Raw genomic sequence first — 24,558 nt, 5'->3', positions numbered from 1 at the left:
TTTCGTCCTGTCGCGGCAGGTGCCCGATCGGGCTCCGGCCGTTATGCTCAAGATGTCGGTGCTGTCGGTGCGCCGGACGGAGTGCTTGCCGCGTTCGGCGCCCAGTAGATATGGACAGGCTCGCCCGCCTGTTCCACGACGACGCGGACGGGCAGCTTTGCGCCCGCCTCTTCGGCGAGTGCCGCCTCGATCACCCTGCGCTTCTCTTCGCCCTCAATATGGAGGGTGAGGAGGCGGGCCTTGCAGATGAGGGGCACGGAAAGCGTGAGCCGCGGCTCGCCCGCGCTCCTGGCATGGATCGGCAACACGCGTCGATCATCGACCCCGAGCTTCAGCGCGATGTCTTCCGCGTCCGGGAAGAAGGATGCGGTGTGGCCGTCGAGCCCCATACCGAGCACCGCCGCATCGAGGGGCAGGGGGATCCTGCCGATATCCTCATCCGCCCTGTCGGCCGCTTCCTCCACTGTCTGTAGGTCGTGATGGAGGCCAACGAACCTGGCCTGCGCCGCCTCGTTTTGCAGAAGGTGCTGTGCGGCGAGCGCGGCATTGGAGCGCTCCGAGGACGGCGGCACGAAGCGCTCGTCTACGAGCGTCACGGTCACCCGCGGCCAGTCCAGATCCTTGCGGGAAAGCGCCTGGAAGAAGGCGACCGGCGTGTTGCCGCCGGAAACGGCGAGGCCTGCCTGCCCACGCGTCTCCAATGCCTCGGCGAGGCTGCGCGCCACCGCGTCCGCCAGCGCCTCGGCGAGGGCCTCGCTCGCCGGGAATTCGTGCCAGATTACATTCGCCATCAAAAGCTCTCGTGCCAGGTCCGGCCGTCACGCTCGATAAGGGCGATGGAAGCCGAAGGTCCCCATGTGCCGGCCGTGTAGGACTGGACGGTCTGGCCGCGTTCCTCCCAGGCGGCCACGATCGGGTCGATCCATTGCCAGGCTGCTTCCACCTCGTCGCGGCGCATGAACAGCGTCTGGTTGCCCCGGATCACATCCATGATCAGCCTTTCATAGGCATCCGGATTCCGCTCGTGGAAGGATTCGGCAAAGCTCATGTCGAGCGGGATCTGGCGCAGCCGCATCCCGCCCGGTCCAGGATCCTTGATCATGATCCACTGCTTCACGCCCTCGTTCGGCTGCAGGCGGATGACCAGCTGGTTGGCGAAGATGCGTCCTGCCGCCTCGCCGAAGATGGAATGCGGGATCGGCTTGAACTCGATGACGATCTCCGAGACGCGCGTCGCCATGCGCTTTCCGGTGCGCAGGTAGAAGGGAACGCCCGACCAGCGCCAGTTGCCGATCTCCGCCTTTAGGGCGACGAAGGTTTCCGTATCGCTGACGCCGCCCGAAAGCTCCTCGAGATAGCCCTTCACCGCGCCGCCATTGGAGGCGCCGGCGCGATACTGCCCGCGCACAGTGACCCGCTCCGCGTTGAGTGCGTTGATGGGCTTCAGCGCCCGCAGCACTTTCAGCTTCTCGTCGCGCACGGCGTCGGCATCGAGCGAGGAGGGCACCTCCATGGCCACGAGGCAGAGGAGCTGCATGATATGGTTCTGCACCATGTCGCGCAGCGCGCCGGCCTTGTCGTAATAGTCGGCGCGGCCTTCGAGCCCGACCGACTCGGCCACCGTGATCTGCACATGGTCCACATGGGCCGAGTTCCACAGCGGCTCATAGAGCGCGTTGGCGAAGCGCAGCGCCATCAGGTTCTGCACCGTCTCCTTGCCGAGGTAGTGGTCGATGCGGAAGATGCGCGTTTCGTCGAACACGCGGCCGATCGCGTTGTTCACCTCGCGCGCAGTCTCAAGGCTGCGCCCGATCGGCTTTTCCACGATCACGCGGGAGGATGGGCTGGCCAAGCCGAACTTGTCGATCTTGTCGACGATATCGCCGAAAAGCGTGGGCGCCACCGCGAGATAGAAGGCTTGCACATGCGGGCTCTCGCCGATGGCGGCCTTGAGCTCCTCGAAACCTCGGCCAGTCGTGCCGTCCGCCGAAACATAAGAAACCCTGGCAAGGAAGCGCTCGAGCTCGCCGCCCTCGATCTCCGCCTCGGCCACATGGGCCTGGATCGCCTCCTTGGCCAGCGCCCGGTACTGCTCGTTGCTGAATTCCGACCGGGAGGAGCCGATGATTCGCGTCGGCTCGCTGAACTGGCCGGCGCGCTGGCGCTGATACAGCGCAGGCAAGAGCTTGCGTTCGCACAGGTCGCCCGTGGCCCCGAAGACCACGATATCGAAGGGTTCGACCGGTATTGTCTGGCTCGTCATCCGCTTTGCGTCCATTCCTCGCCGTGGCCGCTAGATAGTCTAATCGATTTAGCAGCGCCAGAGGCTGCCTGCCGCCTTTTTGCCGCAGCGCAGCAAAAAAGCGGCCTTTCCGCATCTGGGCGCGCAAGATAGGCTTATGCCGAGAGCATGCAAGCACGATGACCTTTTCCTGGTCTCGGCTCGCGCGCAACTGGAGCGGAAGTATGGGCACTCACCTATCGAGAACGGTGGCCGAAGGACGCGCCTTCATGCAGGTGATCGAGGGCCGGCCGATGGACGCGCTGTCCGGCGAGAGGATCGACGTCGTCTGCCCGTCGGACGGCCGGGTTTTCGCCTCCATTCCCGCATCGGGTGCGGCCGATGTGGACCGCGCCATGCGTGCGGCGCGCGCCGCCTTTGACGGGCCATGGAGCCGCATGCCGGCGTTCGAGCGTGGCCGCTGCCTGACGCGGCTCGGCCTGCTGGTGGAGAAGAACGCGGAGGAACTCGCCGCGCTCGAATCGCGCGATACCGGAAAGCCGATCCGCCAGGGCAAGGCCGATGTCGCCGCCGCGCTCCGTTATTACGAGTTCTATGGCGGCGCGGCGGACAAGATCCACGGCGACACCATTCCCTTTCTGGAAGGCTACACCGCGCTCACCCTGCGCGAGCCGCATGGCGTGGTCGCCGGGATCATTCCCTGGAACTATCCCCTGCAGATCCTCGCCCGCGTGGCGGGGGCAGCGCTCGCCATGGGCAATACCTTGGTGGTCAAGCCGGCGGAGGATGCCTCGCTCACCACGATCCGCATTGCCGAGCTGGCGCTGGAGGCGGGAATTCCGGCCGGCGTGTTCAATGTGGTGACGGGCTATGGCGGCACGGCGGGCGCGGCGGTTTCGGCGCATCCGATGGTCGACTACGTCACCTTCACCGGCTCGCCCGCGACCGGGACCGCCATCCAGCAGGCTGCTGCCATCAACAATCGCGGCGTGACAATGGAGCTCGGCGGCAAGTCTCCGCAGATCGTTTTCGCCGATGCTGACCTCGACGCCGCCCTGCCGGTGCTGGTGAACGCCATCATCCAGAATGGCGGCCAGACATGCTCGGCCGGCAGCCGCGTGCTGATCGAGAAGCCGATCTACGAAAAGCTTGCCGCCGCGCTTGCCGAGCGGTTCGCCGCGCTCACCGCCGGCCCGCACGATGCGGATCTCGATCTGGGGCCGCTCATAACCCTCGCCCAGAAACAGCGCGTCGAAGCCTATGTGCGCGCCGCCGAAGAGACCGGCCTGCCTGTCCTGTCGCGCGGCCGCATCGATCCGGGCGCGCCGCAGTCCGGCTTCTACTACGCGCCCGTGCTTTTCGGAGAGGTGGATCCGGATTCGGCGCTGGCTCAGGAAGAGGTCTTTGGGCCGGTGCTCTCGCTGTTCCCCTTCGAGGATGAGGCGGAAGCGGTGCGCCTTGCCAACCATACGGAATACGGGCTCGTGGCCGGCGTTTGGACGCGTGACGGCGCCCGCCAGCATCGGGTGGCCAAGCGCGTCCGCGCCGGGCAAGTCTATGTGAACGCCTATGGCGCGGGCGGCGGCGTTGAACTGCCCTTCGGCGGCTTCAAGAAATCCGGCCATGGCCGCGAGAAGGGCTTCGAGGCGCTCTTCGACATGTCGGCCACCAAGACCATCGTGTTCAATCACGGCTGATGTCAGGACATGGAGAGAAGGGGAGGGCGGAGCATTGCGGCTCAAGGACAAGGTAGCAGTCATCACAGGTGCCGCGTCGGGCTTCGGCGAGGCCATGGCCCGGCGCTTCGCGGACGAGGGGGCGAAGGTCGTGATCGCGGACCTGAACGGCGAGGGCGCCGAACGGGTGGCGAAGGAGATCGGCTCGGCGGCGCTGCCCCTAGCCGTCGATGTCTCGCAAAAAGCCGCTGTCGAAGAGATGATTGCAGCGGCGATGAATGCGCATGGGCGCGTCGACATCATGGTCAACAATGCCGGCTACAGCCACCGCAATGGCGACATGCTCGAGGTGGATGAGCAGACCTTCGACCGGATCACCGCCGTCAACATGAAGGCGATCTATTACGCCGCGCTGGCCGTGGTGCCGGTGATGGAGGCGCAGGGCGGCGGATGCATCCTCACCACCGCGTCGACCGCGGGCCTGAGGCCTCGTCCCGGCCTCACCTGGTACAATGCCTCGAAGGGCTGGGCGATCACCGCCACCAAGTCCATGGCCGTGGAACTGGCGCCGAGGAAAATCCGCGTCAATTGCCTGTGTCCGGTTGCCGGCGAGACCGGGATGCTTGGTCTTTTCCTGGGCGAGGACACGCCGGAGCGGCGCGCCCAGTTCCGCGCCACCGTTCCGCTTGGCCGCCTGTCGCAGCCGCTCGATATCGCCAATGCGGCCCTGTGGCTCGTCTCCGATGAGGCAGAGTTCATCACCGGCGTGGCGCTCGAGGTGGATGGCGGCCGATGCGTCTGACGTCCTCCTCGCCAAGGAGGTGTGAAGCGGCAGATCCGTCAGCCTAGATTCGGTCGCGCAGCGCGTACCAGTTGAGAGCCAGGAAGAGCAGCGCGTGGCGGAGGCGCGGCCCCCCGGGAAAGGGCGGGATCCTCAAATCTTCCAAGAGCTTCAGCCGGTCGCGATTGCCGGCGACCGCCTCGGCATAGAGCCGGCCCATGAAATTGGCGAGCATCACGCCATGGCCGGAATAGCCGCCGGCGGCGATCACATTGGGCATCACCTCGCGCACGAAGAGCCGGCGCGGCATGGTGATGCCCACGAAGCCGCCCCAGGCATGGGTGATCTCCACATTCCTGAGAAAGGGATATACGTCGGCGATCTGGCGCCCGATCTGCGCCCTGATCTCCCTCGGGCTTGCCCGTGAATAGACCTCGCGTCCGCCGAAAAGCAGCCGCCCATCCGTGGACCTGCGGAAATAGCGGACGACGAAGCGGGAATCGTCCACGCTTTCGCCGCCGGGCAGCACCCGGCTGTCATCGCCGAGCGGCACCGTGGCGCCGATGAATGAGCCGATCGGCAAGAGGTGGGCGGCGGTGGTCGGCTCCAGATCGGCATCATAGGCGTCGGTGGCCACGAGGCACTTGTCCGCCGTCACGATCCCGCGGGACGTGGCGACCTGCACTTTTCCGCCCGCTGAAGAAAGCCCCGTCGCCTTCGTATGCTCGAAGAGCCGAGCGCCGGCCGCGGCGGCTACTCTTGCCGTGCCGACCACCAGTTTCAGCGGATGGATATGGCCCGTTCCGGTGTCGCGGACGCCGCCGAAATAGCGGGTCGAGCCCAGGCGCTCGGCGGTCTCCTTCGCATCCATGAACTTGATATGCGGGTAGGAATAGCGCTCGCGCATGATGTCCGCATGCGCCCGATACGCATCCACATAGCGCCGCTTATGCGCCACCGAGAGGTGGCCGGCCACATAGTCGATCTCGATGCCGTTTGCCTGCGCGAATTCGAGGAGATGCGCTTTCGCCTCCTCCGCTAGGTCGAACAGCGCCTTCGAGCGGGCGAAGCCGAGCTCGGTTTCGAGCTCCTCCGGCCAGTCCCTTTGACCGGTTCCGAGCTGGCCGCCATTGCGGCCCGAGGCGCCGTCGCCCACTCGATTGGCCTCGACAAGCACGACGTCGACGCCCGCCTTTGCGAGGTGCGCCGCCGCCGACAGGCCGGTGAACCCGCCACCTACGATTGCCACGTCGGCCCTGATGTCGCCCTCGAGCGGCGGGTATTCCGGCCGCTCGCCGACCGTCGCCTCATACCAGGAGTAGCCGGGGGAGATCATGAGCGATAGCGGTCGGGTTTGGGGAGTGGGGCAGTAGGGCAGTAGGGCAGTAGGGCAGTAGGGCAGTAGGGCAGTAGGAGTGCTACTCATCAGCGAGTTTGCGGATCAGAAGGCGCAAGAGCTTTCCGACGCTCTCGCTATCAGCCATCAGCTCTGCAGTGGCTTCGGTTGGAACGATCCCGACGCGTTGCGCAATCAGGAGATGCGTCTCCAGCTCCTTTAGTGACCCTTGCGCAATTCTAAGGAACTGCTGGTACGAGCCGCGGTTCTCGCGCCCGTAGCCTTCCGCAATATTTGCCGGCACTGAACTTGCAGCCCTACGCACTTGGGCCGTCAGGCCGTACAATTCGTCTTTTGGCCAATTTCGTGTCAGGCCATAGGCTGCGACAGCCAAATCCATTGCCTGCTGCCAGACGACCAGGTCCTTGTACGAATCGATCGGCATCGGCATTCTTTCCCTACTGCCCTACTGCCCTACTGCCCTTATCTCACACATTGAGCAGCAAATACTCCCGCTCCCAGGGGCTGATGACCTTCATGAAGGTCTCGAACTCGGCCCGCTTGATGGCGGCGTAGGTGCTGGCGAAGCTCTCGCCCAAGATCTCGCGCAGCGTGGTGTCGGCTTCGAAAAGGGCGACGGCTTCCAGGAGCCCCCGCGGCAGCTCGATGAGGTTGGTGTTGACCGCGGTCACCGCCGGCGCGTCCGGCTTGATCTTTTCGAGGATGCCTATCAGGCCGCAGGCGAGCGAGGCAGCGAGCGAAAGATACGGGTTGGCATCGGAGGAGGGGATGCGGTTCTCGACCCGTCGGGAGGCAGGATCGGAGCGCGGCACGCGGAATGCGGTCGTGCGGTTATCGTAGCCCCAGCGAGTGTTGACCGGGGCCGAGCCGCCCTGCACCAGGCGGCGATAGGAATTAACATAGGGCGCGAGCATGATGAGCGCATTCGGGATGTGCCGCTGCAGCCCGCCCACGAAATGTTGGAAGATCTCCGTCTCATCCCCCTTTGCGTCGGAGAAGACGTTGCGCCCAGTGCGGGCCGAGACCAGAGACTGATGGATATGCATGGCCGAGCCCGGCTGCCCCTGGATGGGCTTGGACATGAAGGTGGCATACATATCATGCTTCAGCGCCGCCTCGCGGATGGTGCGCTTGAAGAGAAAGACCTGGTCGGCCAGCTCCACCGGATCGCCGTGGCGCAGATTGATCTCGAGCTGTCCCGCGCCCTCCTCGTGGATCAGCGTGTCGATCTCCAAGCCCTGTGACTCTGAGAAATGGTAGATGTCGTCGATGAGCTCGTCGAACTCGTTGACGCCGGCGATGGAATAGCCCTGGCCGCCGCCGATCGGCCTGCCCGAGCGGCCGACGGGCGGCGTCAGGGGGTAGTCCGGATCGGGGTTCTTGTGCACCAGATAGAACTCGATTTCCGGCGCCACGATGGGCTTCAGGCCCTGCTCGGCATATTTCGCCACGACCCGTTTCAGGACGGCGCGCGGACTGAACTCCACGTCGCGGCCGTCCTGATGCACGAGATCGCAGATGACCTGAGCGGTGGGGTCCGACTCCCAGGGTACTGCGGAGAGCGTTGACAGATCAGGCACAAGCTTCAGGTCGCCGTCATCCTCCGGATAGGTGAAGCCATTCCCGTTCTCCGGGTATTCTCCGGAGATCGTCGCCATGAAGACGGCGGAGGGCAGGGCAAGCGAGGTGTTGGAGGTGAATTTCTTCGAGGGCATCATCTTGCCCCGCGCGACGCCGGCTTGGTCCGGCGCAATGCACTCTATATCCTCGATGCCCCGCCATTCGAGCCAGGAGGTGGCTTCCTTCCAGTCCTTTACGCCGCGCAGGTTTTTAAGAAACGCAGGCGTACGGGCGCCGCCTCTGCCGGCTCGGCCCGCCTTCCTATTCTCCAACATCAATCACCAGAATTTGCTGTATTGGCCGACTATAGACCGGCTCGAAACGGAAAGGGAAGGCCTAGCGCTTGCCGTTGTCCGCCAGCCGCTGGACGATCGGCTGCAGTCCTTCGGGCGTCAGCGGCTTCACCACGACTGCATCGACGATGCCGCCATAGGATTTGCCGCGCTGCTGTGAAGGTTCGACGACAAGGACGACGCGAGGCAGGCCGGCATCCCCCGCGCGCAGGCGTGCGATCTCGCCGAAAAGGAGCGTCAGCAGTCCCTCCTGGCCTCCTTCGTCCACGATGACCATCGCGGGCCGGCGCTCGCCGAGTGCGTCGAGGGCCGTCTCGGGGCTGGTCGTGGTGGCCCTCATGCCGGCGCGCTCGATCGTGCGCGAGATCACGATCCGGTTGATCGGCGAGGCAGCAACCACAAGGACCATGCCTGGTGCTGCGCCATTGAAAAAAGGGGTGCTGCGGCCTGAACCCCCAAGGCCGTTTCGTCGCATGCTCCTCCTCGCACCGCGTTCGAGCTCTGCGCAGCTTTCAATGCATGGTTGCGCCGAGCCGCGGCATACTCGCGAACGGGTCGGCAATGTCAACCCGCATAATCGTTCGGGGTACGCGATTCGCGCCCGTACGTGCCGGGTAGCGGCGGCGCAGCTGCATCCCCACAAGCGGGGAGGACATCACGGCCAAACGGGTGGATTCCATTCTCCCTGCGTCGGTTTTCCCGCTTGTCGCACCTGGCAATCGACAATAGGCTTGCCTGCACATCCCGGTTTCCCGAGGGCGGGAGGCGGGCCGAAACTGGTCGACAATGGGAGACTCTTCATGAACCGAAAAGCTGGATTGCTTTCCGCCGTTTCCATTGCCGCGGCGATGCTCTGCTCAGCAGCCTTTGCGCAGGAGCGCACCGTCCATGTCTACAATTGGTCCGACTACATAGACGAATCGATCCTCGAGGAGTTCACGGCCGAAACCGGCATCAAGGTCGTCTACGACGTCTTTGATTCCAACGAGATCGTCGAGACAAAGCTGCTGGCTGGCGGCACGGGCTATGACGTTGTGGTGCCCTCTGGGGAATTCCTGGGCCGCCAGATCCAGGCGGGCGTCTTCCAGAAGCTCGACAAGTCGAAGCTGACCAACCTCGGCAATATGTGGGATTTCGTGCTCGAGCGGACGGCCGTCTACGATCCCGGCAACGAATATTCCGTCAATTACATGTGGGGCACGACCGGCATCGGCTACAACAAGGCCAAGGTGAAGGAGGCGCTCGGAACCGACACGATCGATTCCTGGGACGCTGTGTTCAAGCCGGAAGTCATTTCCAAGCTTGCCGGCTGCGGTGTTCACATGCTTGACGCATCATCGGAGATCGTGCATCCGGCGCTGAACTATCTGGGCCTCGACCCGAACAGCGGCGCCCCCGAGGATTTGGAGAAGGTGGAGGCGCTGCTTCTGTCGGTGCGGCCGCACATCCGCAAGTTCCACTCCTCCGAATACATAAACGCCCTCGCCAACGGCGATATCTGCGTGGCGGTCGGCTATTCCGGCGACATTTTCCAGGCGCGAGACCGCGCCGCGGAGGCGGGCCAGGGCGTCGAGATCGCCTATTCCATTCCGAAGGAAGGGGCGCAGATGTGGTTCGACCAGATGGCCATTCCCGTCGATGCGCCCCATGTGGAGGAGGCGCACGAATTCATCAACTACATGATGCGGCCGCAGGTCATCGCCAAGGCGTCGAACTACGTCTTCTACGCCAATGGCAACAAGGCCTCGCAGCAGTTTCTGGATCCGGAAGTCCTCGACGATCCGGCGGTCTATCCCGACGAGGCGACGCTCTCCAAGCTGTTCACCGGCCTGCCCTACGGCGCGCGCGAGCAGCGCCTGATCACCCGCTTGTGGACCAAGGTCGTCACCGGGCAGTAAAGGCCGGTCGGCCCGGCGGCTTGCCGGGCCTTCGCGGCGCTTCGGCAGCCGGAACAACGGAGCATGCCATGCAATCGCTGGGCAGCACGCGCAGGAGCTTTGCGCCCTGGGCGGATCCCGACGCAAAGCCGTATATCCGCTTCGAGAACGTCACAAAGCGCTTCGGCGACTTCATCGCCGTGGACGACCTCTCGCTGACGATCTACGAGCGGGAGTTCTTCGCCCTCCTTGGCGCGTCCGGCTGCGGGAAGACGACTTTGCTGCGCATGCTCGCCGGCTTCGAGCACCCGACTTCTGGCCGCGTCCTGCTCGACGGGCAGGATCTGCGGGGGGTTCCGCCTTACCGCCGTCCCGTCAACATGATGTTCCAGTCCTACGCCCTCTTCCCGCATATGGATGTGGCGTCGAACATCGCCTTCGGCCTGAAGCAGGACGGCATGCAGAAGGGCGAGATCGCCGAGCGCGTGGCGCAGATGCTGAAGCTGGTCCAGCTGGAGCCGTTCGCCAAGCGCAGGCCGCACCAGCTCTCCGGCGGGCAGCGCCAGCGCGTCGCGCTCGCGCGCTCGCTGGCAAAGCGGCCGAAGGTCCTGCTTCTGGACGAGCCCTTGGGGGCGCTGGACAAGAAGCTGCGGGAAGAGACGCAGTTCGAGCTGATGGACCTGCAGCACGAACTCGGCCTCACCTTCATCGTCGTCACCCACGACCAGGAAGAGGCGATGACGATGGCCGACCGCATCGCCGTCATGGAAAAGGGCCGCGTCATGCAGGTGGCAACGCCGGCGGAAATCTACGAAGCGCCGGCCTCCCGTTTCGTCGCCGGCTTCGTCGGCTCGATCAACATGTTCGAGGGCGTTCTCGTGAAGGCGGATGGCGGCGCGGCCGAGATCAGGGACAGGAGCGGCGCTCCCCTTCTGGTCGGCGAAGCGCCTGCAGCGGCGCCAGGCGGCACGGTGTGGCTCGCCGTCCGCCCGGAAAAAATGCGCGTCACGCGCGAGCGCCCGCCCGAAGCGGCAAATGTGCTGGAGGGCGAGATCTGGGACATCGCCTATCTCGGCGACATGACGGTCTACAATGTGAAGCTGGATGACGGCCGGATCATCAAGGCGAGCATGATGAACAGCCAGCGCCGGCTGGAAGACGCGCTGACCTGGCACGACCGCGCCTGGATCTCTTTTCCGGCCGATGCCGGCGTCCTGCTGACGAGTTGAAGATGGGCAGGCTCTTCTCCGCTCTCGGCAGCCGGCTCGTCATTGCGGTGCCCTATCTTTGGCTGTTCGTCTTCTTCCTCGTCCCGTTCTTCATCGTCCTGAAGATATCGCTCTCGCAGACGGCGGTGGCCATCCCGCCCTATCTGCCGGTCTTCGGCCTGGATGAGGGCTTTGCCGGCCTAGTGCGGAACCTGCGCGAGCTCTCCTTCGAGAACTATCTGTGGCTCCTCGGCGACCCGCTCTATCTGAACGCCTATCTTTCGAGCCTTTGGATCGCCGCCGTTTCGACCATACTCACTTTGTTGATCGGCTATCCCATTGCCCACGGGATGGCGCGGGCGCCGCTCGCTCTCCGGCCGGTGCTGCTGATGCTGGTCATCCTGCCCTTCTGGACAAGCTTCCTCATCCGCGTCTATGCCTGGATCGGCATCCTCAAGCCCGAAGGGCTGCTCAACCAGCTGCTGCTTTTCCTCGGGGTCATCGACCAGCCGCTTGTCATCATCAACACAACGACGGCCATCTATATCGGCATCGTCTATTCCTACCTTCCCTTCATGGTCCTGCCGCTCTACGCCACGCTAGAGAAGATGGACTACACGCTCATCGAGGCAGCACAGGATCTCGGCTGCACGCCGATCGCCGCCTTCTGGAAGATCACGCTCCCGCTCTCCCTTCCGGGTGTGGTGGCCGGTTCCATGCTGGTCTTCATTCCGGCCGTCGGCGAATTCGTCATCCCGGACCTGCTCGGCGGCTCCGGGACCTTGATGATCGGCAAGACGCTGTGGAGCGAGTTCTTCTCCAACCGCGACTGGCCGGTGTCTTCCGCTGTCGCCGTCATCCTGCTCCTCATTCTCGTGGCGCCGATCGTCTATTTCCAGCGCGCCCAGGCGCGCGCGCGAGAAAGGGCATAGCCATGGGCGGCACCTGGGGGCGGTTCAACATCGCGGCGATCGTACTCGGCTTTGCGTTCCTCTATCTGCCGATCCTCCTGCTCGTCGTCTATTCCTTCAACGAGTCGCGGCTGGTCACCGTCTGGGCCGGCTTTTCCACCCGCTGGTACGCCTCGCTTCTGTCCAATGACGGTCTGATGGACGCCGCCTGGGTGACGGCGCGCGTGGCATTCATCTCCGCCACGGTGGCGACGGTGCTGGGCACGATGGCTGCGGTGGCGCTCACCCGCTACACGCGCTTTCGCGGCCGGCTGCTCTTTTCCGGGTTGATCTTCGCGCCGCTGGTCATGCCGGAGGTGATTACGGGGCTTTCGCTCCTGCTGCTCTTCGTGGCGGTCGGGCTCGACCGCGGTTTCGTGACCGTGACCCTTGCGCACATCACCTTCTCCATGTGCTTCGTGGCGGTGGTCGTCCAGTCGCGGCTCGTTTCGTTCGACCGCTCACTGGAGGAGGCGGCGATGGATCTGGGCGCGACACCCCTGCGGGCATTTTTCCAGGTCACGCTCCCCATCATCATGCCCGCCGTGATCTCCGGCTGGATGCTCGCCTTCACCCTCTCACTGGACGATCTGGTGATCGCAAGCTTCACCTCCGGGCCGGGCGCCACCACCCTGCCGATGAAAATTTACAGTCAGGTGCGGCTTGGCGTGACGCCGGAGATCAACGCCGTCTCGACCATCCTGATCGGCATCGTCGCACTGGGCGTGATTGCGGCGTCCATCGTCAACAAGCGCCGCGACGTGCTGAGGCGGCGGGAAGAGAATCTGGCAAGGGAACGGGGCGAAGGGTGAATCGGAGGGGGCCGTCCCCGCTCGTTCGTTCACTGCCCAGGCAGCCTGGATGAAAAAGACGCGACGAAAGGCGCGGCCCAGGAGCCGCCGATGAAGAAGGTGAGCGGCGAGGTAAAGCGCGTGTCCGTCCCGGCCGGCGCGGCGAGCGCGCCGTAGAGCGCAAGACCCCGGCCGGCCAGGGGCACCAGGCCGTCCAGGCTGATCGTGTAGGGGCCGGACTCCAGGGCCGCGGTCTCGAGTTGCAACACCCCCTTGACGATCGTCGCCTTCACCGAAGCGCGGTCGACGGCGAGCGCGCCCTCGCCAAGAGAGGCAAGCGGGAAGAAGTCGCCCGCGGCGCTGTGCTGCAGGAACGCATCGATGCTGAGGCCGGGTATGCTGCCGTTGCCGAGCACGGCCGACGCCTTTCCTTCGGCGGTCTGCAGCACCGTCTCCAGATCGTCGCCCGTGCCCCTCAGCATGAGCGAGAAGCTGCCGCGTGCCTGCGGCACCAACCGGCCATAGCCGAACGCGCCGGCAAGCTTGCCGGTATCGATCTCCTCGCCGACCATATTGATCTCGACGATGTTGCCGCCGCCTGTGCGCTCGCCGCGCATTCCGAACTGAACAGCCCCCTCAAAGCCCGCCGCATCCGAGATATCGATGGCGGCAAGCCCGTCGCGCAGCTTGGCCGCGGCGGCCACATTCGTCAGGGTGGCGTCGCCGAAGCTGGCCCGTCCCACGGAAAAGCGCAGGTCGAAGTCAATGTTGCGGCCGCCACCGCCGGCGGGAGTGTCCTCTGCGGCGGTAAGCGGGCTGAAAGCATCGAAGAGCGTGCGCAGGTCGAGTGTGTCGAAGGCAAGCGTTCCGGCGATCATCGGTCGCCCGGATTCGAAGGTGAGGTCCAGGAGGCCCGCCCCGGCGCTCGAGTCGAGACTGAGGCCGGTCTCCTCGAATTTGAGGCGCTTTGCATCGCCCAGCACGCGGGCGGAGACCGAAAAGGTGCCGATCCGGCTTGCGACGGGCGAGCGGGCATGCGCCCATTCCATCAAGCGGCTCAAGGAGGGGGTCGCAAGCTCGATCTGGCCGTCCACGAAGCCGCTGCCCGAAAAGCTGGCGGCGCCCCTGAAGCTGGCGCTTCCCGGTGCAGCTTCGAGCGAGAAGGTGAGCGGCGCACTGCCGCCTCCTAACAGGATCAGCGGCTCGGTGGTGGACGCGGTGAGCGAGACCGTTTCGCCGTGCCATATCCCGTTCGCCGACAGCGATGCCTGCCGGTTCAGCGCCGGCCAGTCAAGCGCCCCGGAGACGCTGGTGATGATGCTTTTCTGTTCCTGGCCCGCGTCCGCGACGATCCGCCCTTCGAGGAATTCGATCGTGCCGAGCGGGTCGTCCGGCAGTGCGCCGGTATCGGGCTCCGCCGGCGCGTTCGCCACTGCCGCCCTTGCGCTGCTTACCGAGCGCGCGATTCTGCCCCAGCTTTCGGGCGGGGGAAGATGGAGGCGCCCCGCTTCCTCCCGCAGCCGAAGGACGGGACGGATGAGCCGCATCCGCGTGAAGACTGTGTCGCCGCTGAGCGCTGCGAAGGCGGAAAGGTCCATCTCCACCTGCTCCGCCTCGATCACGATATGCGGATTTGTCTCGTTCCAGTCGAGCAGGGTGACGTCGTGGAGCACGGCCTGGAACGAGGGCCAGACGCGGATTTGCGGCGTGTCGTCGAGCCGTACCCGGTAGCCGCTCCAGGCGCTCATCTGGTAGGCGATGCTGTCGCGGACGATCTGGGTCGAGGCGATCAGCGGCAGGGCAGCCACCGCCAGTATGGCCAGGAGCGCTACCGCGCCCAAGGCCCAGACGCCCCTCCTGGCCAACGAAACCGGCATGCATCCTCGCCCGCGGGCCGGCGCTCCGGCCCGAACCACCCATCGAGGGTTTAAACGATGGACCCGCTATTTCAAGCCTTTGTGGCGCAGTTAAGTTGCCTCGGCCGTGCTTGCCCGGTCCGCCGAGCGGGGGCATAAGCGTCGGTAGACCAGCGGAGGTGAAGATGGAGCATACTGTGCCGCTATGGACGCCCGGGACCGATGAGATCGAACGGGCGCCGATGACGGCTTTCATGAAGGAGGCGGCGCGCCGGACGGGGCGCCCGCTCACCGACTACTGGGAGCTGCATCGCTGGTCGGTGGACTGTCGTGAGGAGTTCTGGCCGCTCGTCTGGGATTTCTGCGGCATCGTCGGCGAGCGCGGCGGGCGCGTTCTGATCGACGGCGACAGGATGCCGGGCGCAGCCTTCTTTCCCGATGCCAGGCTCAATTTCGCGGAGAACCTGCTGCGGAAAACCGGAGCCGGGGATGCGATCGTCTTCCGCGGCGAGGACAAGGTGGAGCGGCGCCTCTCCTGGGACGAGTTGCGGGAACTGGTCTCGCGCCTGCAGCAGCTCTTCAGGGCCGAGGGGGTGAAACCCGGCGACCGCATTGCCGCCATGATGCCGAACATGCCCGAAACCGTGGCGGCGATGCTCGCCGCCGCTTCGCTCGGCGCCATCTGGTCCTCCTGCTCGCCCGACTTTGGCGTCCAGGGCGTGCTCGACCGCTTCGGCCAGATCGAGCCGGTGCTGTTCATCGCGCCCGACGGCTACTGGTATGGCGGCAAGGCTTTTAAGGTGGAGGAGAAGGCGTGCGAGATCGTGGCCGCCCTGCCCAGCGTCAGGAAGGTGCTCATTGTCGACTATCTCGGCCGGGCGCGCGAAGCGGCGTTCCGGGTCAGAAAGGCTGTCGCGCTGGAAGATGCGCTCTCCCCCTTTGCGACTGCGCCGCTCGCCTTCGAGCGGCTGCCCTTCACTCACCCGCTCTACATCCTCTTCTCCTCGGGCACGACAGGGGTGCCCAAATGCATCGTGCATTCGGCCGGCGGCACCCTCATCCAGCATCTGAAGGAACATCGGCTGCATGCCGGCGTGAAGGACGGCGACCGTTTTTTCTACTTCACCACCTGCGGCTGGATGATGTGGAATTGGCTGGTCTCGGGGCTCGCCTCCGGCGCCACGCTCCTGCTCTATGACGGCTCGCCCTTCCATCCGGACGGCAATATGCTCTTTGATTTCGCCGAGGCCGAGCGGATGACCTATTTCGGCACCTCGGCGAAATTCATTGACGCGGTGCGCAAGGCCGGCCTGGAGCCCGCGAAGACCCACGACCTGTCGAGCGTGCGCGTGATTTCCTCGACCGGCTCGCCGCTTGCGCCGGAAAACTTTCACTTCGTCTACCGTTCGATCAAGGAGGACGTGCATCTTGCCTCGATCTCCGGCGGCACGGACATCGTCTCCTGCTTCGTCCTGGGCGTGCCCCTGCTGCCCGTCTGGATCGGCGAAATCCAGGGCCCGGGCCTCGGCATGGCCGTCGAGGTCTGGGACGACGAGGGGCGTCCCATGAGGAACGGCAAGGGCGAACTGGTCTGCACCGGGGCTTTCCCGTCGATGCCCATCGGCTTCTGGAACGATCCGTCCGGCGAGAAATACCGCTCCGCCTATTTTGATCGCTTCGAGAACACCTGGTGCCATGGCGACTTTGCCGAATGGACGGAGCATCGTGGCATCATCATCCACGGACGCTCCGACGCGACGCTCAATCCAGGCGGCGTACGCATCGGTACGGCCGAGATCTACAACCAGGTCGAGCAGCTGCCGGAAATCCTCGAGGCGATCTGCATCGGCCAGGAATGGGAGGGCGATGTCCGCGTGGTGCTCTTCGTGCGCTTGGCGGAAGGGATCGCCCTTGACGAAGCGCTGCGGAAGAAGGTCCGCGACCGGATCAGGACCGGCGCCAGTCCCCGGCACGTGCCGGCCAAGATCATTGCCGTCGCCGACATACCGCGCACGAAGTCGGGCAAGATCACCGAGCTTGCCGTGCGCGATGTGGTGCATGGCCGGGAGGTGAAGAACAAGGAGGCGCTGGCCAATCCCGACGCGCTGGAGCTCTTCCGCGAGCTTGAGGAGCTGAAGAGCTGACGCCAAAGGTTAAAGAACTCTTGCGGTGAAATTTACCGAGATTCCGCGGGGTCCGGCGTGGTTACAAGTTTATTGACCCTGGTAAGCGGCTGTTAAGGATTGGGGCCAATAGTCGGACCCAACTTGACGGACTGGTGTGCCGCTGCGGTGGGCCACGAGAGTTCGCCGAGCTCCGTTTGACAGCACTTTCATTTGGGCGCCCAAAGGGGCGCCCTTTCTTTTAGCCGTCGCGGTCGGCGGTGAGCGGTCCGGAAAGCAGGATGACCGGCACGATGGCCGTGGCAATGATCACGAGGGCGGCCATCGCGCCATCCTCGACGACGCCGCGCGAAGCATTCTCGTAGACGTAGGTGGCGAGCGTGTTGAAGCCGAAGGGGCGCAGGAGGATGGTCGCGGAAAGCTCCTTCACCGTGTCGACAAAGACCAGGATCCCGGCGGTCAGGATGGCTGGCCTGAGCAGCGGCAGGAGCACGGTGACGGCGCTGGCCTGGAAAGACCGGCCAAGGCTGCGCGCCGCCTCGTCGAGATGGGGCGGGAGCTTGTCGAGGCCCGCCTGGATCGCCCCTTCGGCCAGCGCCAGGAAGCGGATGGCGCAGGCGAGCACCACGGCGGCCGCCGATCCCGTGAAGATGAGACCGGTCGAAACGCCCGTATATTCGCGCGCCAGCGCGTCGACGAAATTGTCGAAACGGGCAAGCGAGATGAGGAGGCCAAGCGCCAGGATCGTGCCTGGCAGCGCGTAGCCAATCGCAGCAAGCCGCAGGAGGATTGCCGTCTGCCGTGACCGTGCTAGGCGCGCAGCACAAAGAAGCGCCAGCGCCAGGCCCACCGCCAGGAGCGCGGTCGTAAGGGCGGTGAGGAGGCTGGTGAAGAAGGCTTCCCGCAGCCTTGGATCGGCAAACTGCTCGATCCGGTTCAGCGCGTATCGGCCAAAGATGAAGAGCGGGATGCCGAAGCCGATAAGGACCGGCAGAAGGCCCGTGGCGGTGGCCCCCCAGGCGCGCCAGCCCGAAAGGGGAAGGCGCGGCGGGCGCACCTTCATCTGCGTGGCGCGGGTCGCGTGGAAACGCTGCCGGTGCCGCGCCATCCGCTCGGCTGCGAGGAGCCCGAGGACCAGGAACAGCATGAGCAGCGCGATCTGCGCTGCGCCTTCAAGACTCCCGCGGTTGAGCCAGGTGGAGTAGACCGAGAGGGTGAGGGTGCGCACGCCCAGATGCTGCACGGCGCCGATGTCGTTCAGTGTTTCCATGAGCACGAGCGCGATGCCGGCAACGATCGCCGGCCGGGCAACCGGCAGGAGCACTTGCCAGAAGACGCGCGCGGGCCCGGCCCCCAAAGTGCGCGCCACGTCCGCGATGTTCCGCCCCTGCATGATGAAGACGACGCGCGCCGTGAGATAGACATAGGGGAAAGTGACGGCCACCATCACCACCGCTGCTCCCCCGGTCGAGCGGATTTCCGGAAACCAGTACTCGCCGCGGCTGTTGAAGCCGAAGACGGACCGGATCAGGCCCTGCAGAGGCCCGACATAGTCGAAAAACTCGGCAAACGCATAGGCGGCGAGATAGGGCGGGACGGCCAGCGGCAGGACGAGCGCCCAGGCAAGCACGCGGCGCAAGGGAAAATCATAGGCGACGATGAGCCAGGCGCAGCCGACGCCAATGATGCCGCTGCCGATGGCCACAAGGAAGAGCAGGATTGCCGTGGTGACGGCCGCCTGGGGGAGCACATAGCGCGCCAGATGCGGCCAGTCCGCGCTGCCGCCGGAAAGCGCGACGAGCACGACAGTGGCGATGGGCAGAAGCGCGATCGCCGCGGCAAGCGCGGCCACCAGGCGCGCCAAGGGATGGCGCGGGCGGCGCGTGCCGCCGGCCAGGGGTTCTGGCGCCGTGGCCGGCTCCCTGAGGGTGAAGCTGCTCATCCTGCGGATAAGGGAAAGCCGGACCAGCTCCACGCCGGCCCGGCCTTTCGGTCTTCAGCCGTGCAAGATCAGCTCGCCGGCCCGTCGTCGAGGCCGACGCGGTCCACCATCTCGGAAGCCGCCTTGCGGTGCTTCGCGATCTCGGCGAGCGGCAGTGTGTCCGGCTTGATCTCGCCGAACGACTTCACGGTGTCGGAGACCTCGACGCCCGCCTTCACCGGATATTCGTTGTTCTTCTCGGCATAGAGCTTCTGCGCCTCGTCGCTGGTGAGGAATTGCATCAGCTTCAGCGCGTTCTCCTTGTTCGGCGCATGCTTGGCAAGCGCCATGCCGGAGATGTTGACATGCGTGCCGCGGTCATTGGCGTTGGGGAACAGCACCTTGATGGCGTTCGCCCATTCCTTCTGCTCCGGCTCCTTCTCGTTGTTCATCATGAGGCCGACATAGTAGGTGTTGCCGATGCCAAGGTCGCACTCGCCCGCGAAGATCGCCTGCGCCTGGTCGCGGTCGCCGCCATCGGGCTTGCGCGCCAGATTGGCCTTGACGCCCTTCAGCCACTCCTCCGTCTTCTCCTCGCCGTGGTGGGCGATCATGGAGGCGATGAGGGCGATATTGTACATGTGCTGGCCGCTGCGCATGCAGAGCTTGCCCTTCCACTTCGGGTCGGCCAGCTCCTCATAGGTGATCTCGTCCTGCTGCACCCGGTCCTTGGACGCGTAGACGACACGGCCGCGGGTGGTAAGGCCGATCCAGTGCCCTTCGGGGTCGCGGAACTCGGCTGGAATGTTGGCATTGATCGTCTGGTCGTCGACCGGCTGGGTGACGCCCTTTTCCTTCACATTGACCAGGCGGCCGATATCGACCGTCAGCACGACGTCGGCGGGCGAATTCTCCCCTTCAGCGGCGATGCGATCCTCAAGGCCTTGGTCGAGGAAAAGCACCTCGGTGGCGATGCCGGTTTCCTTCGTGAAGGCGTCGAGCATCGGCTGGATGAGCTCGGGCTGCCGGTAGGAATAGATATTCACCACGCCGTCGGTTTGCGCCGCGGCGGGAAGGAAGGAGGCGCCGGCGGCGACAGCAAGAGCCGCCAGACCCGCCCTCAGATTGGAGGCACTGTAAAGCATCATTCACTCCTAGCCGTCGGGAGACAAGGTCCCAGGAAGGTTCAAGGCAGATCAGCAGGCCGATCCGCCGGTCCCTAATGGTTGAAAAGCCGCAGAGCGTCAAGGTAAAAGCGAGTAAAATCAGCAGTTTAGAACTATTCTAAACTGCTTTGGTCAAGTTATTCACGCTACGGTCATTCAGCCAGAACGCGTGTCGGAGGGAATGTGATCTCCACCAGAGTGCCCTCGCCGGGCGTGGAGGCGATCGCAAACTGCGCCCGGTTGGCCTCGACCATGGCTCTCGTCAGCGGCAGGCCGAGGCCGGTCCCGTCGCCGCGCTTGCGCCGCAAGGCATTGATCTGCTTGAACGGTTTCAGCGCCTCGTCGAGCTCCGCCGAACTCATGCCGACGCCCGTGTCGCGCACTCGCACGACGACCGAGCCGTCGCGCTCATAGGCAGTCGAGACGATCACCTGGCCGCCGGCCGGCGTGTAGCGCACGGCGTTGGAGAGCAGGTTGATGGCGATCTGGCGCACGCTCCTCAGATCCGCGACGACGTCCGGCAGGCGCGAGGCGAAGGAGGAGCGGATGATGACGCGCTCGCTGTTGGCCTGCGGCTGCATCATTGCCACGACCTGGGCGAGCGCGTCGTTCAGCGAGACGGCCTCATAGGCCATCTCCTGCTGCCCCGCCTCGATCTTGGAAATGTCAAGCAGGTCGTTCACGAGCTCGAGCACGTGGTTTCCGGAACGGTTGATGTCGCGCAGATAGTCGCGGTACCGCTCGTTGCCGATGGGACCGAACTTCTCGTCGATCATCAATTCGGAAAAGCCGATGATGGCGTTGAGCGGCGTGCGGACCTCGTGGCTGACGCGGGCAAGGAACTCGCTCTTTTGCGAGGAGGCGCGCTCGGCCTGGGCGCGCGCCTGGGTCAGCTCCTCTTCGGCGCGCTTCCAGTGGGTGATGTCGCGCAGCACGGCGCAATAGCCGCTGCCGTTGGGCAGGCGCCCGATGGTGATGAAGAGCGGGATGAAGCGGCCCTGCGCTTCGCGCCCGATCACCTGCCGACCGTCATTGAGCACGCTCGCCACGCCGTTGTCGGACAGGGCCGCGAGATAATCCTGCACGGTGCGCTGGCTCTCGATGGCGAAGAGCGAGGTGAAGGGCTTTCCCACCACATTCTCGGCATCGAAGCCGAACAGCGCCTCGGCCGGCCGGTTGATGGAGCGGATTGTGCCGTCGCCAGCGATGACGGCGACGCCGTCCGTGGCCGTATCGACGATAGCGCGCATCTCCGAGAGGCGCGCTTCGAGCTCGGCCGCCTTGGCGGCGTCTTCGGGCGTCGGCTCCTTCGCCGCTGGATGGAAGGCCAGCATCAGCGCCTTTCCACCCTCCCAGGAGATCGATTGCAGATGCGCTTCCACCGGCACTTCCGCTCCATCCGCCGTACTGAGGAGCAGCTTTTCCCGCGGCGCCTCACCGGAGACGGAAGTCTCGCCGAACAACGCGCCGATGCCGCCCGCCGCTTCCAGGGCAACCAGATCAGCATAGCCGGTGAGCTTGAAGAACTCGCGGTTGGCATAATGCAGCCGGTCGCCCGAATGGACGAGGATGGGCAGCGGCAGGTGAGCCAGCAAGCTGGGCTCGCCGCCTACCTCGGGACGCATCACTTGCCCTTCCTCAGCGACGGGCTCCGGACGCCTCTGATACTGGGCCAGCGGCACGACGACGAAGGAGTCCCGGGCTTCCGCCGCTTGCGTCTCGGCCAAGTGCTCGGGCGAGGGGGCGGAATCGGGCACGCGGTTCGCACGGCCGGTGTCTTCCTCCCCCGAGGAAGCCGGTTCTGACTCGGCATTGCCAACAGCTGTTCCGGTAGCAGCGAGTTGCACCGGTGCGGCGGCTTCGGCTTGCCGGCCGTCTCCAAAGGTCAACGCCTCTTCCGGTTTTTCTGCTTCGGGTTTTTCTGCCTCGGGGACCTCGACAGGTTCGGAAGCTTGCGCTGCTGGTTGCGCAGTCTCCTCCGGCGGCACGTCTTGCGAGGGGGGCTCGTCCGATGCCTGCTCTTCGGCTGATGCCGACGGCTCAGCGGGCCGGGTGACCTCCTCCCACGCGTTCTCCGCGACGGAAGCCACGGCGGCGGCCATCCCGACCGCGGATACAGGCAGTTCGGCCTGCGGCTCGTGTTCACCCATCTCGGCCTGCGGCTCGCGCTCCCTTTCTTGCCTCTCATCGACGGGAGACGCGTCATGGAGCGCCGGCGCCGGTTCTTCGGACTGCTCCTCCGATTGGGCGGCAGCTTCCTCTATGGGCAGCTCTTCATCCGTTAATTGAGAGCGAGCGTGCGTCTCCTCCACGAGCGTTTCCGAGCGCTCAATGTCCGGCTGTTCCGTGCGGGCGGCCTCGTCCCCTGGTTCCACCGGCTTCGGTTCATCCGCCGGCGCGGGTGAGCCGTCTTCCCGGCGGCCATCGTCGCGCAGCGCAGCTTCGTGGCCATCGGCGCGCTCGGCAGCCGGGGTATTTTCATCGCCCGGTGCGATGCGCTCGGCCGTGTCCTCTGTCTCTCTTCCCAGCAAGGCGGAGGGCGCTCCAAGCGAGGCAGTGTCGGCGGGCTCCTCGGGTTCCCCCACCAGACTGAACCGGGGCTGCCGTCCGTCAGCCTCGGGCGCAAGGCTCTCAGGCTGTCCAGCGATTTCCTCCTCTGCGCGCGGCTCCGCTTCCGTCTGTTCCTGGTAACCGGTGGTCTCGGGCAACGGCTCGATAACTGCGGCGTCAGTTCCTTCATGCGTGACCGAAGCCGGCTCCGCCTCATGCGCGAAACCTTGCCGCGGCTCCTCCGCTGCGGGCTCCCGGCTCATCTCCTCCAGGGAAGGCGAATCGCCCGAAAGGGCGGCGCCGTCCGGCTCCATCTCGTCGCGCGGCTGCTCAATCGCCTCGTCGGCCACCGCCTCTTCGGCCTGCCGGGTATGGCTGTCCTGCGCATTCGCGTCGGCAACAGGGGCAGCTTCCGCGCGCCGCAGCCTTTCGCCGATTTCGCGGAACGCGGTGCGCTCGCTCGCTGTCAGGCTGGCATTCCATAGGCCGTCGCGACGTTCGGCGAGATGGATGATCTTCTCGTCCGCCGGTGCCTGCGGTTCCTCGCGCGAAACGGTGATCGCCGGCTTCTCGCCGCGAAAAGGATCGCTTTCCTGCCCGTCCCCGGCAAGCGTGGCTTCCGCTTGTTGCTCCGGTTCCGCTGCCGGGCTTCCTTCGGCGTCGGGTTCCTCCTCATCCTGCGGCTCGATGGGCGCCAGCACGGTGCCGATGGATTCCGGATCGGCCTCCGCTTCTCCAAGACGCGCGATGCCGAAGCCGCGGAAGCCTTCGAAGACGCGTCCGCGCCCGTAGACCGGCAGGGCGGCAAGATCGACCGGCACCTTCAGCTTCGTGCCTTCGAGCGGCCACATCACTGTGCGGCCGGACCAGGTGTCGCGGCGCTCAAGAAGCCGCGCGATAGAGCCTTCAGGATCGAGCCCGAAGGCATTGGAAACCTCCTTGAAGGTACGGCCGATCACATCGGCCGCATTTTTGCCCATGGCTTCCGCGAACTCGTCCGAAATCGCGGAGAAGCGGCCCTCCGCATCGGTACGCCATGAAAAGCGGACGGTGCGCGGCGCGGGCATCTCGCTCGCGGGAGGAGCGGCCGGCTCGATCCGATCATCAGGCCGTTCCGCTTCGGCTGCTGGCTCGGTCACGGTTTGAAGCCGATCCTCCGTGGCCGGCGGCTGCGCCGGCAGGGCCTGCTCCGGGATCGCGTCAGCCGATGCTCCGTCCCCCTCGCGCGGTGACTCCGCCAGCGGCGCCTCCGGCGCGTCCTGCCGGTCGGCAACGTCCGTCTGCGGCTCCCCTTCCGTCGATGTCTGCGCCGCGATCGGCTCGGCCGCAGCCGCTTCTTCATCGAAGGTCGCGAGGAGCGGCGTTTCAGATTCCTGGCTGTCCGGCAGCGCTGCCAAGCCTGCGGGCGGCGCCTCCTCTGGAGCAACGGCAGCGGCATCCGCCGCTGCCGCAGGTTGGGAAGGGAGAATATCGGGCGACCCGTCGTCCACGACCAGGAGCAGGTGGTGGGGCGGATCGTCGGTCAACCGGGCGATCCCAGCCGGGAAATGCGCGCGGGCGGCGATCCGCTTCTTTACGAGCCGGCCTGCTTCCCGGCCGACATCGCGCACAAGCGCCTCGAGAGTGTCCTGGTCGATCTGCAGCGCCTCGAAACCGGCGGACGCGGCGGTAACGGTGCCATCCGCGTCGACAAGCGCCGCGAAATGCCCGGCCTGGTGGAAGCCGGCTATGGCGCGCCGGGCCCGCTCGTCCGCCGAGCTTCCGTTTGCGGATGGCAGCGCCAGGAGCAGGGCGTCCTCGCCGCGCGGAAGCTCGATCGCGCTCGCCTGCAGCGTCACGATCCGGCTGGAAAGGCCGCTGGTGATCCTAAGCCCGATGGTGCGGCCGCGGCCGATGCGCGGAAAGCCCGGCGCGGCGGCGATCTGCCTCAGCGCCGTTGCCGGCAGCCGTGGTTTTTCCCCGATCGCCGCCTCGATGGCTGGAAAGCCGAGCCAGGACGCGCCCGCGCCGTTCGCCCAGAGGATTTCCTCGAGATCCGTGGATAGGATCGCCAGCGCGTCGCCGGCGACGAAACCTTCGCGCACTTCGTCGAGGACCACTATGTCAAGGAACGAGTAGGACGTCGAAGCCATTCAGCCGCAACCATT

General features: G+C 65.4%; 17 protein-coding genes. 7 read left to right on the top strand and 10 right to left on the bottom strand.

The genetic code is table 11. The features are described 5' to 3' along the window. Positions 1 to 47: 47 nt before the first annotated feature. Both pgl and zwf read right to left on the bottom strand, forming a co-directional pair. The gene (gene pgl / locus RIN79_RS04300) at positions 48 to 791 is read right to left on the bottom strand and encodes a 6-phosphogluconolactonase (RefSeq protein WP_309083384.1); all 744 of its coding nucleotides are present in this window, start codon (positions 789 to 791) and stop codon (positions 48 to 50) included. Then, positions 791 to 2,263, bottom strand: a complete 1,473-nt coding sequence (zwf, locus tag RIN79_RS04295) for a glucose-6-phosphate dehydrogenase (RefSeq protein ID WP_309083383.1) — start codon at positions 2,261 to 2,263, stop codon at positions 791 to 793. The genes pgl and zwf overlap by 1 nt, the downstream gene beginning before the upstream one ends. A 203-nt stretch (positions 2,264 to 2,466) precedes the next feature. Between zwf and RIN79_RS04290 the strand changes: the two genes are divergently transcribed. Both RIN79_RS04290 and RIN79_RS04285 read left to right on the top strand, forming a co-directional pair. Continuing rightward, complete coding sequence (locus tag RIN79_RS04290) at positions 2,467 to 3,939, top strand: aldehyde dehydrogenase family protein (RefSeq protein WP_309083382.1); 1,473 nt, start codon at positions 2,467 to 2,469, stop codon at positions 3,937 to 3,939. Positions 3,940 to 3,973: 34 nt separating this feature from the next. Beyond that, complete coding sequence (locus RIN79_RS04285; protein ID WP_309083381.1) at positions 3,974 to 4,720, top strand: SDR family oxidoreductase; 747 nt, start codon at positions 3,974 to 3,976, stop codon at positions 4,718 to 4,720. 43 nt (positions 4,721 to 4,763) lie between these two features. On the opposite strand, the gene RIN79_RS04280 is transcribed toward RIN79_RS04285, so the two are convergent. From RIN79_RS04280 to RIN79_RS04265, 4 genes are all read right to left on the bottom strand, one after another. Further along, complete coding sequence (locus RIN79_RS04280; protein ID WP_309083533.1) at positions 4,764 to 6,035, bottom strand: FAD-binding oxidoreductase; 1,272 nt, start codon at positions 6,033 to 6,035, stop codon at positions 4,764 to 4,766. An 82-nt stretch (positions 6,036 to 6,117) separates the two neighbouring features. Then, positions 6,118 to 6,480, bottom strand: a complete 363-nt coding sequence (locus tag RIN79_RS04275) for a four helix bundle protein (protein ID WP_309083532.1) — start codon at positions 6,478 to 6,480, stop codon at positions 6,118 to 6,120. A gap of 43 nt (positions 6,481 to 6,523) precedes the next feature. Then, positions 6,524 to 7,951 (bottom strand): glutamine synthetase family protein, encoded by a 1,428-nt coding sequence (locus RIN79_RS04270; protein ID WP_309083531.1) that lies wholly within the window; start codon positions 7,949 to 7,951, stop codon positions 6,524 to 6,526. A gap of 61 nt (positions 7,952 to 8,012) precedes the next feature. Next, complete coding sequence (locus tag RIN79_RS04265; RefSeq protein WP_309083380.1) at positions 8,013 to 8,378, bottom strand: response regulator; 366 nt, start codon at positions 8,376 to 8,378, stop codon at positions 8,013 to 8,015. Between the two features lie 391 nt (positions 8,379 to 8,769). Here RIN79_RS04265 and RIN79_RS04260 point away from each other — a divergent pair, with 391 nt between their 5' ends. The 4 genes from RIN79_RS04260 (at position 8,770) to RIN79_RS04245 (ending at position 12,816) form a co-directional block, all read left to right on the top strand. Continuing rightward, on the top strand, positions 8,770 to 9,867 hold the full coding sequence (locus tag RIN79_RS04260) for a polyamine ABC transporter substrate-binding protein (RefSeq protein ID WP_309083379.1): 1,098 nt from the start codon (positions 8,770 to 8,772) through the stop codon (positions 9,865 to 9,867). A 68-nt stretch (positions 9,868 to 9,935) separates the two neighbouring features. Beyond that, a complete protein-coding gene (locus RIN79_RS04255) occupies positions 9,936 to 11,075 on the top strand; it encodes an ABC transporter ATP-binding protein (RefSeq protein WP_309083378.1) in 1,140 nt (379 codons plus the stop codon). A 2-nt stretch (positions 11,076 to 11,077) separates the two neighbouring features. After that, positions 11,078 to 11,986, top strand: a complete 909-nt coding sequence (locus RIN79_RS04250; RefSeq protein ID WP_309083377.1) for an ABC transporter permease subunit — start codon at positions 11,078 to 11,080, stop codon at positions 11,984 to 11,986. A 2-nt stretch (positions 11,987 to 11,988) separates the two neighbouring features. Beyond that, positions 11,989 to 12,816, top strand: coding sequence for an ABC transporter permease subunit (locus RIN79_RS04245; protein WP_309083376.1), 828 nt, complete (start codon positions 11,989 to 11,991; stop codon positions 12,814 to 12,816). A gap of 29 nt (positions 12,817 to 12,845) precedes the next feature. Here the strand turns inward: RIN79_RS04245 and RIN79_RS04240 are convergent, their stop codons facing one another. Next, positions 12,846 to 14,672: an AsmA-like C-terminal region-containing protein gene (locus RIN79_RS04240; protein WP_309083375.1), complete on the bottom strand. Its 1,827-nt coding sequence runs from the start codon at positions 14,670 to 14,672 to the stop codon at positions 12,846 to 12,848. 164 nt (positions 14,673 to 14,836) lie between these two features. Here RIN79_RS04240 and RIN79_RS04235 point away from each other — a divergent pair, with 164 nt between their 5' ends. After that, complete coding sequence (locus RIN79_RS04235; RefSeq protein ID WP_309083374.1) at positions 14,837 to 16,795, top strand: acetoacetate--CoA ligase; 1,959 nt, start codon at positions 14,837 to 14,839, stop codon at positions 16,793 to 16,795. A 220-nt stretch (positions 16,796 to 17,015) separates the two neighbouring features. Here RIN79_RS04235 and RIN79_RS04230 read toward each other — a convergent pair whose 3' ends face one another. The 3 genes from RIN79_RS04230 to RIN79_RS04220 form a co-directional block, all read right to left on the bottom strand. Further along, positions 17,016 to 18,716, bottom strand: a complete 1,701-nt coding sequence (locus RIN79_RS04230) for an ABC transporter permease (RefSeq protein WP_375165876.1) — start codon at positions 18,714 to 18,716, stop codon at positions 17,016 to 17,018. A gap of 68 nt (positions 18,717 to 18,784) precedes the next feature. Next, the gene (locus tag RIN79_RS04225; protein ID WP_309083372.1) at positions 18,785 to 19,843 is read right to left on the bottom strand and encodes a Fe(3+) ABC transporter substrate-binding protein; all 1,059 of its coding nucleotides are present in this window, start codon (positions 19,841 to 19,843) and stop codon (positions 18,785 to 18,787) included. A 170-nt stretch (positions 19,844 to 20,013) separates the two neighbouring features. Next, positions 20,014 to 24,543 carry a PAS domain S-box protein gene (locus RIN79_RS04220; protein ID WP_309083371.1) on the bottom strand — a complete coding sequence of 1,510 codons (4,530 nt, stop codon included), beginning with the start codon at positions 24,541 to 24,543 and terminating at the stop codon, positions 20,014 to 20,016. Positions 24,544 to 24,558 lie beyond the last annotated feature (15 nt).

Source organism: Chelativorans sp. (assembly GCF_031180965.1).
Classification (GTDB): Bacteria; Pseudomonadota; Alphaproteobacteria; order Rhizobiales; family Rhizobiaceae; genus Chelativorans.
Note: the sequence above shows the minus strand (reverse complement) of the source record. Positions and strands in the feature narration are given on the sequence as shown.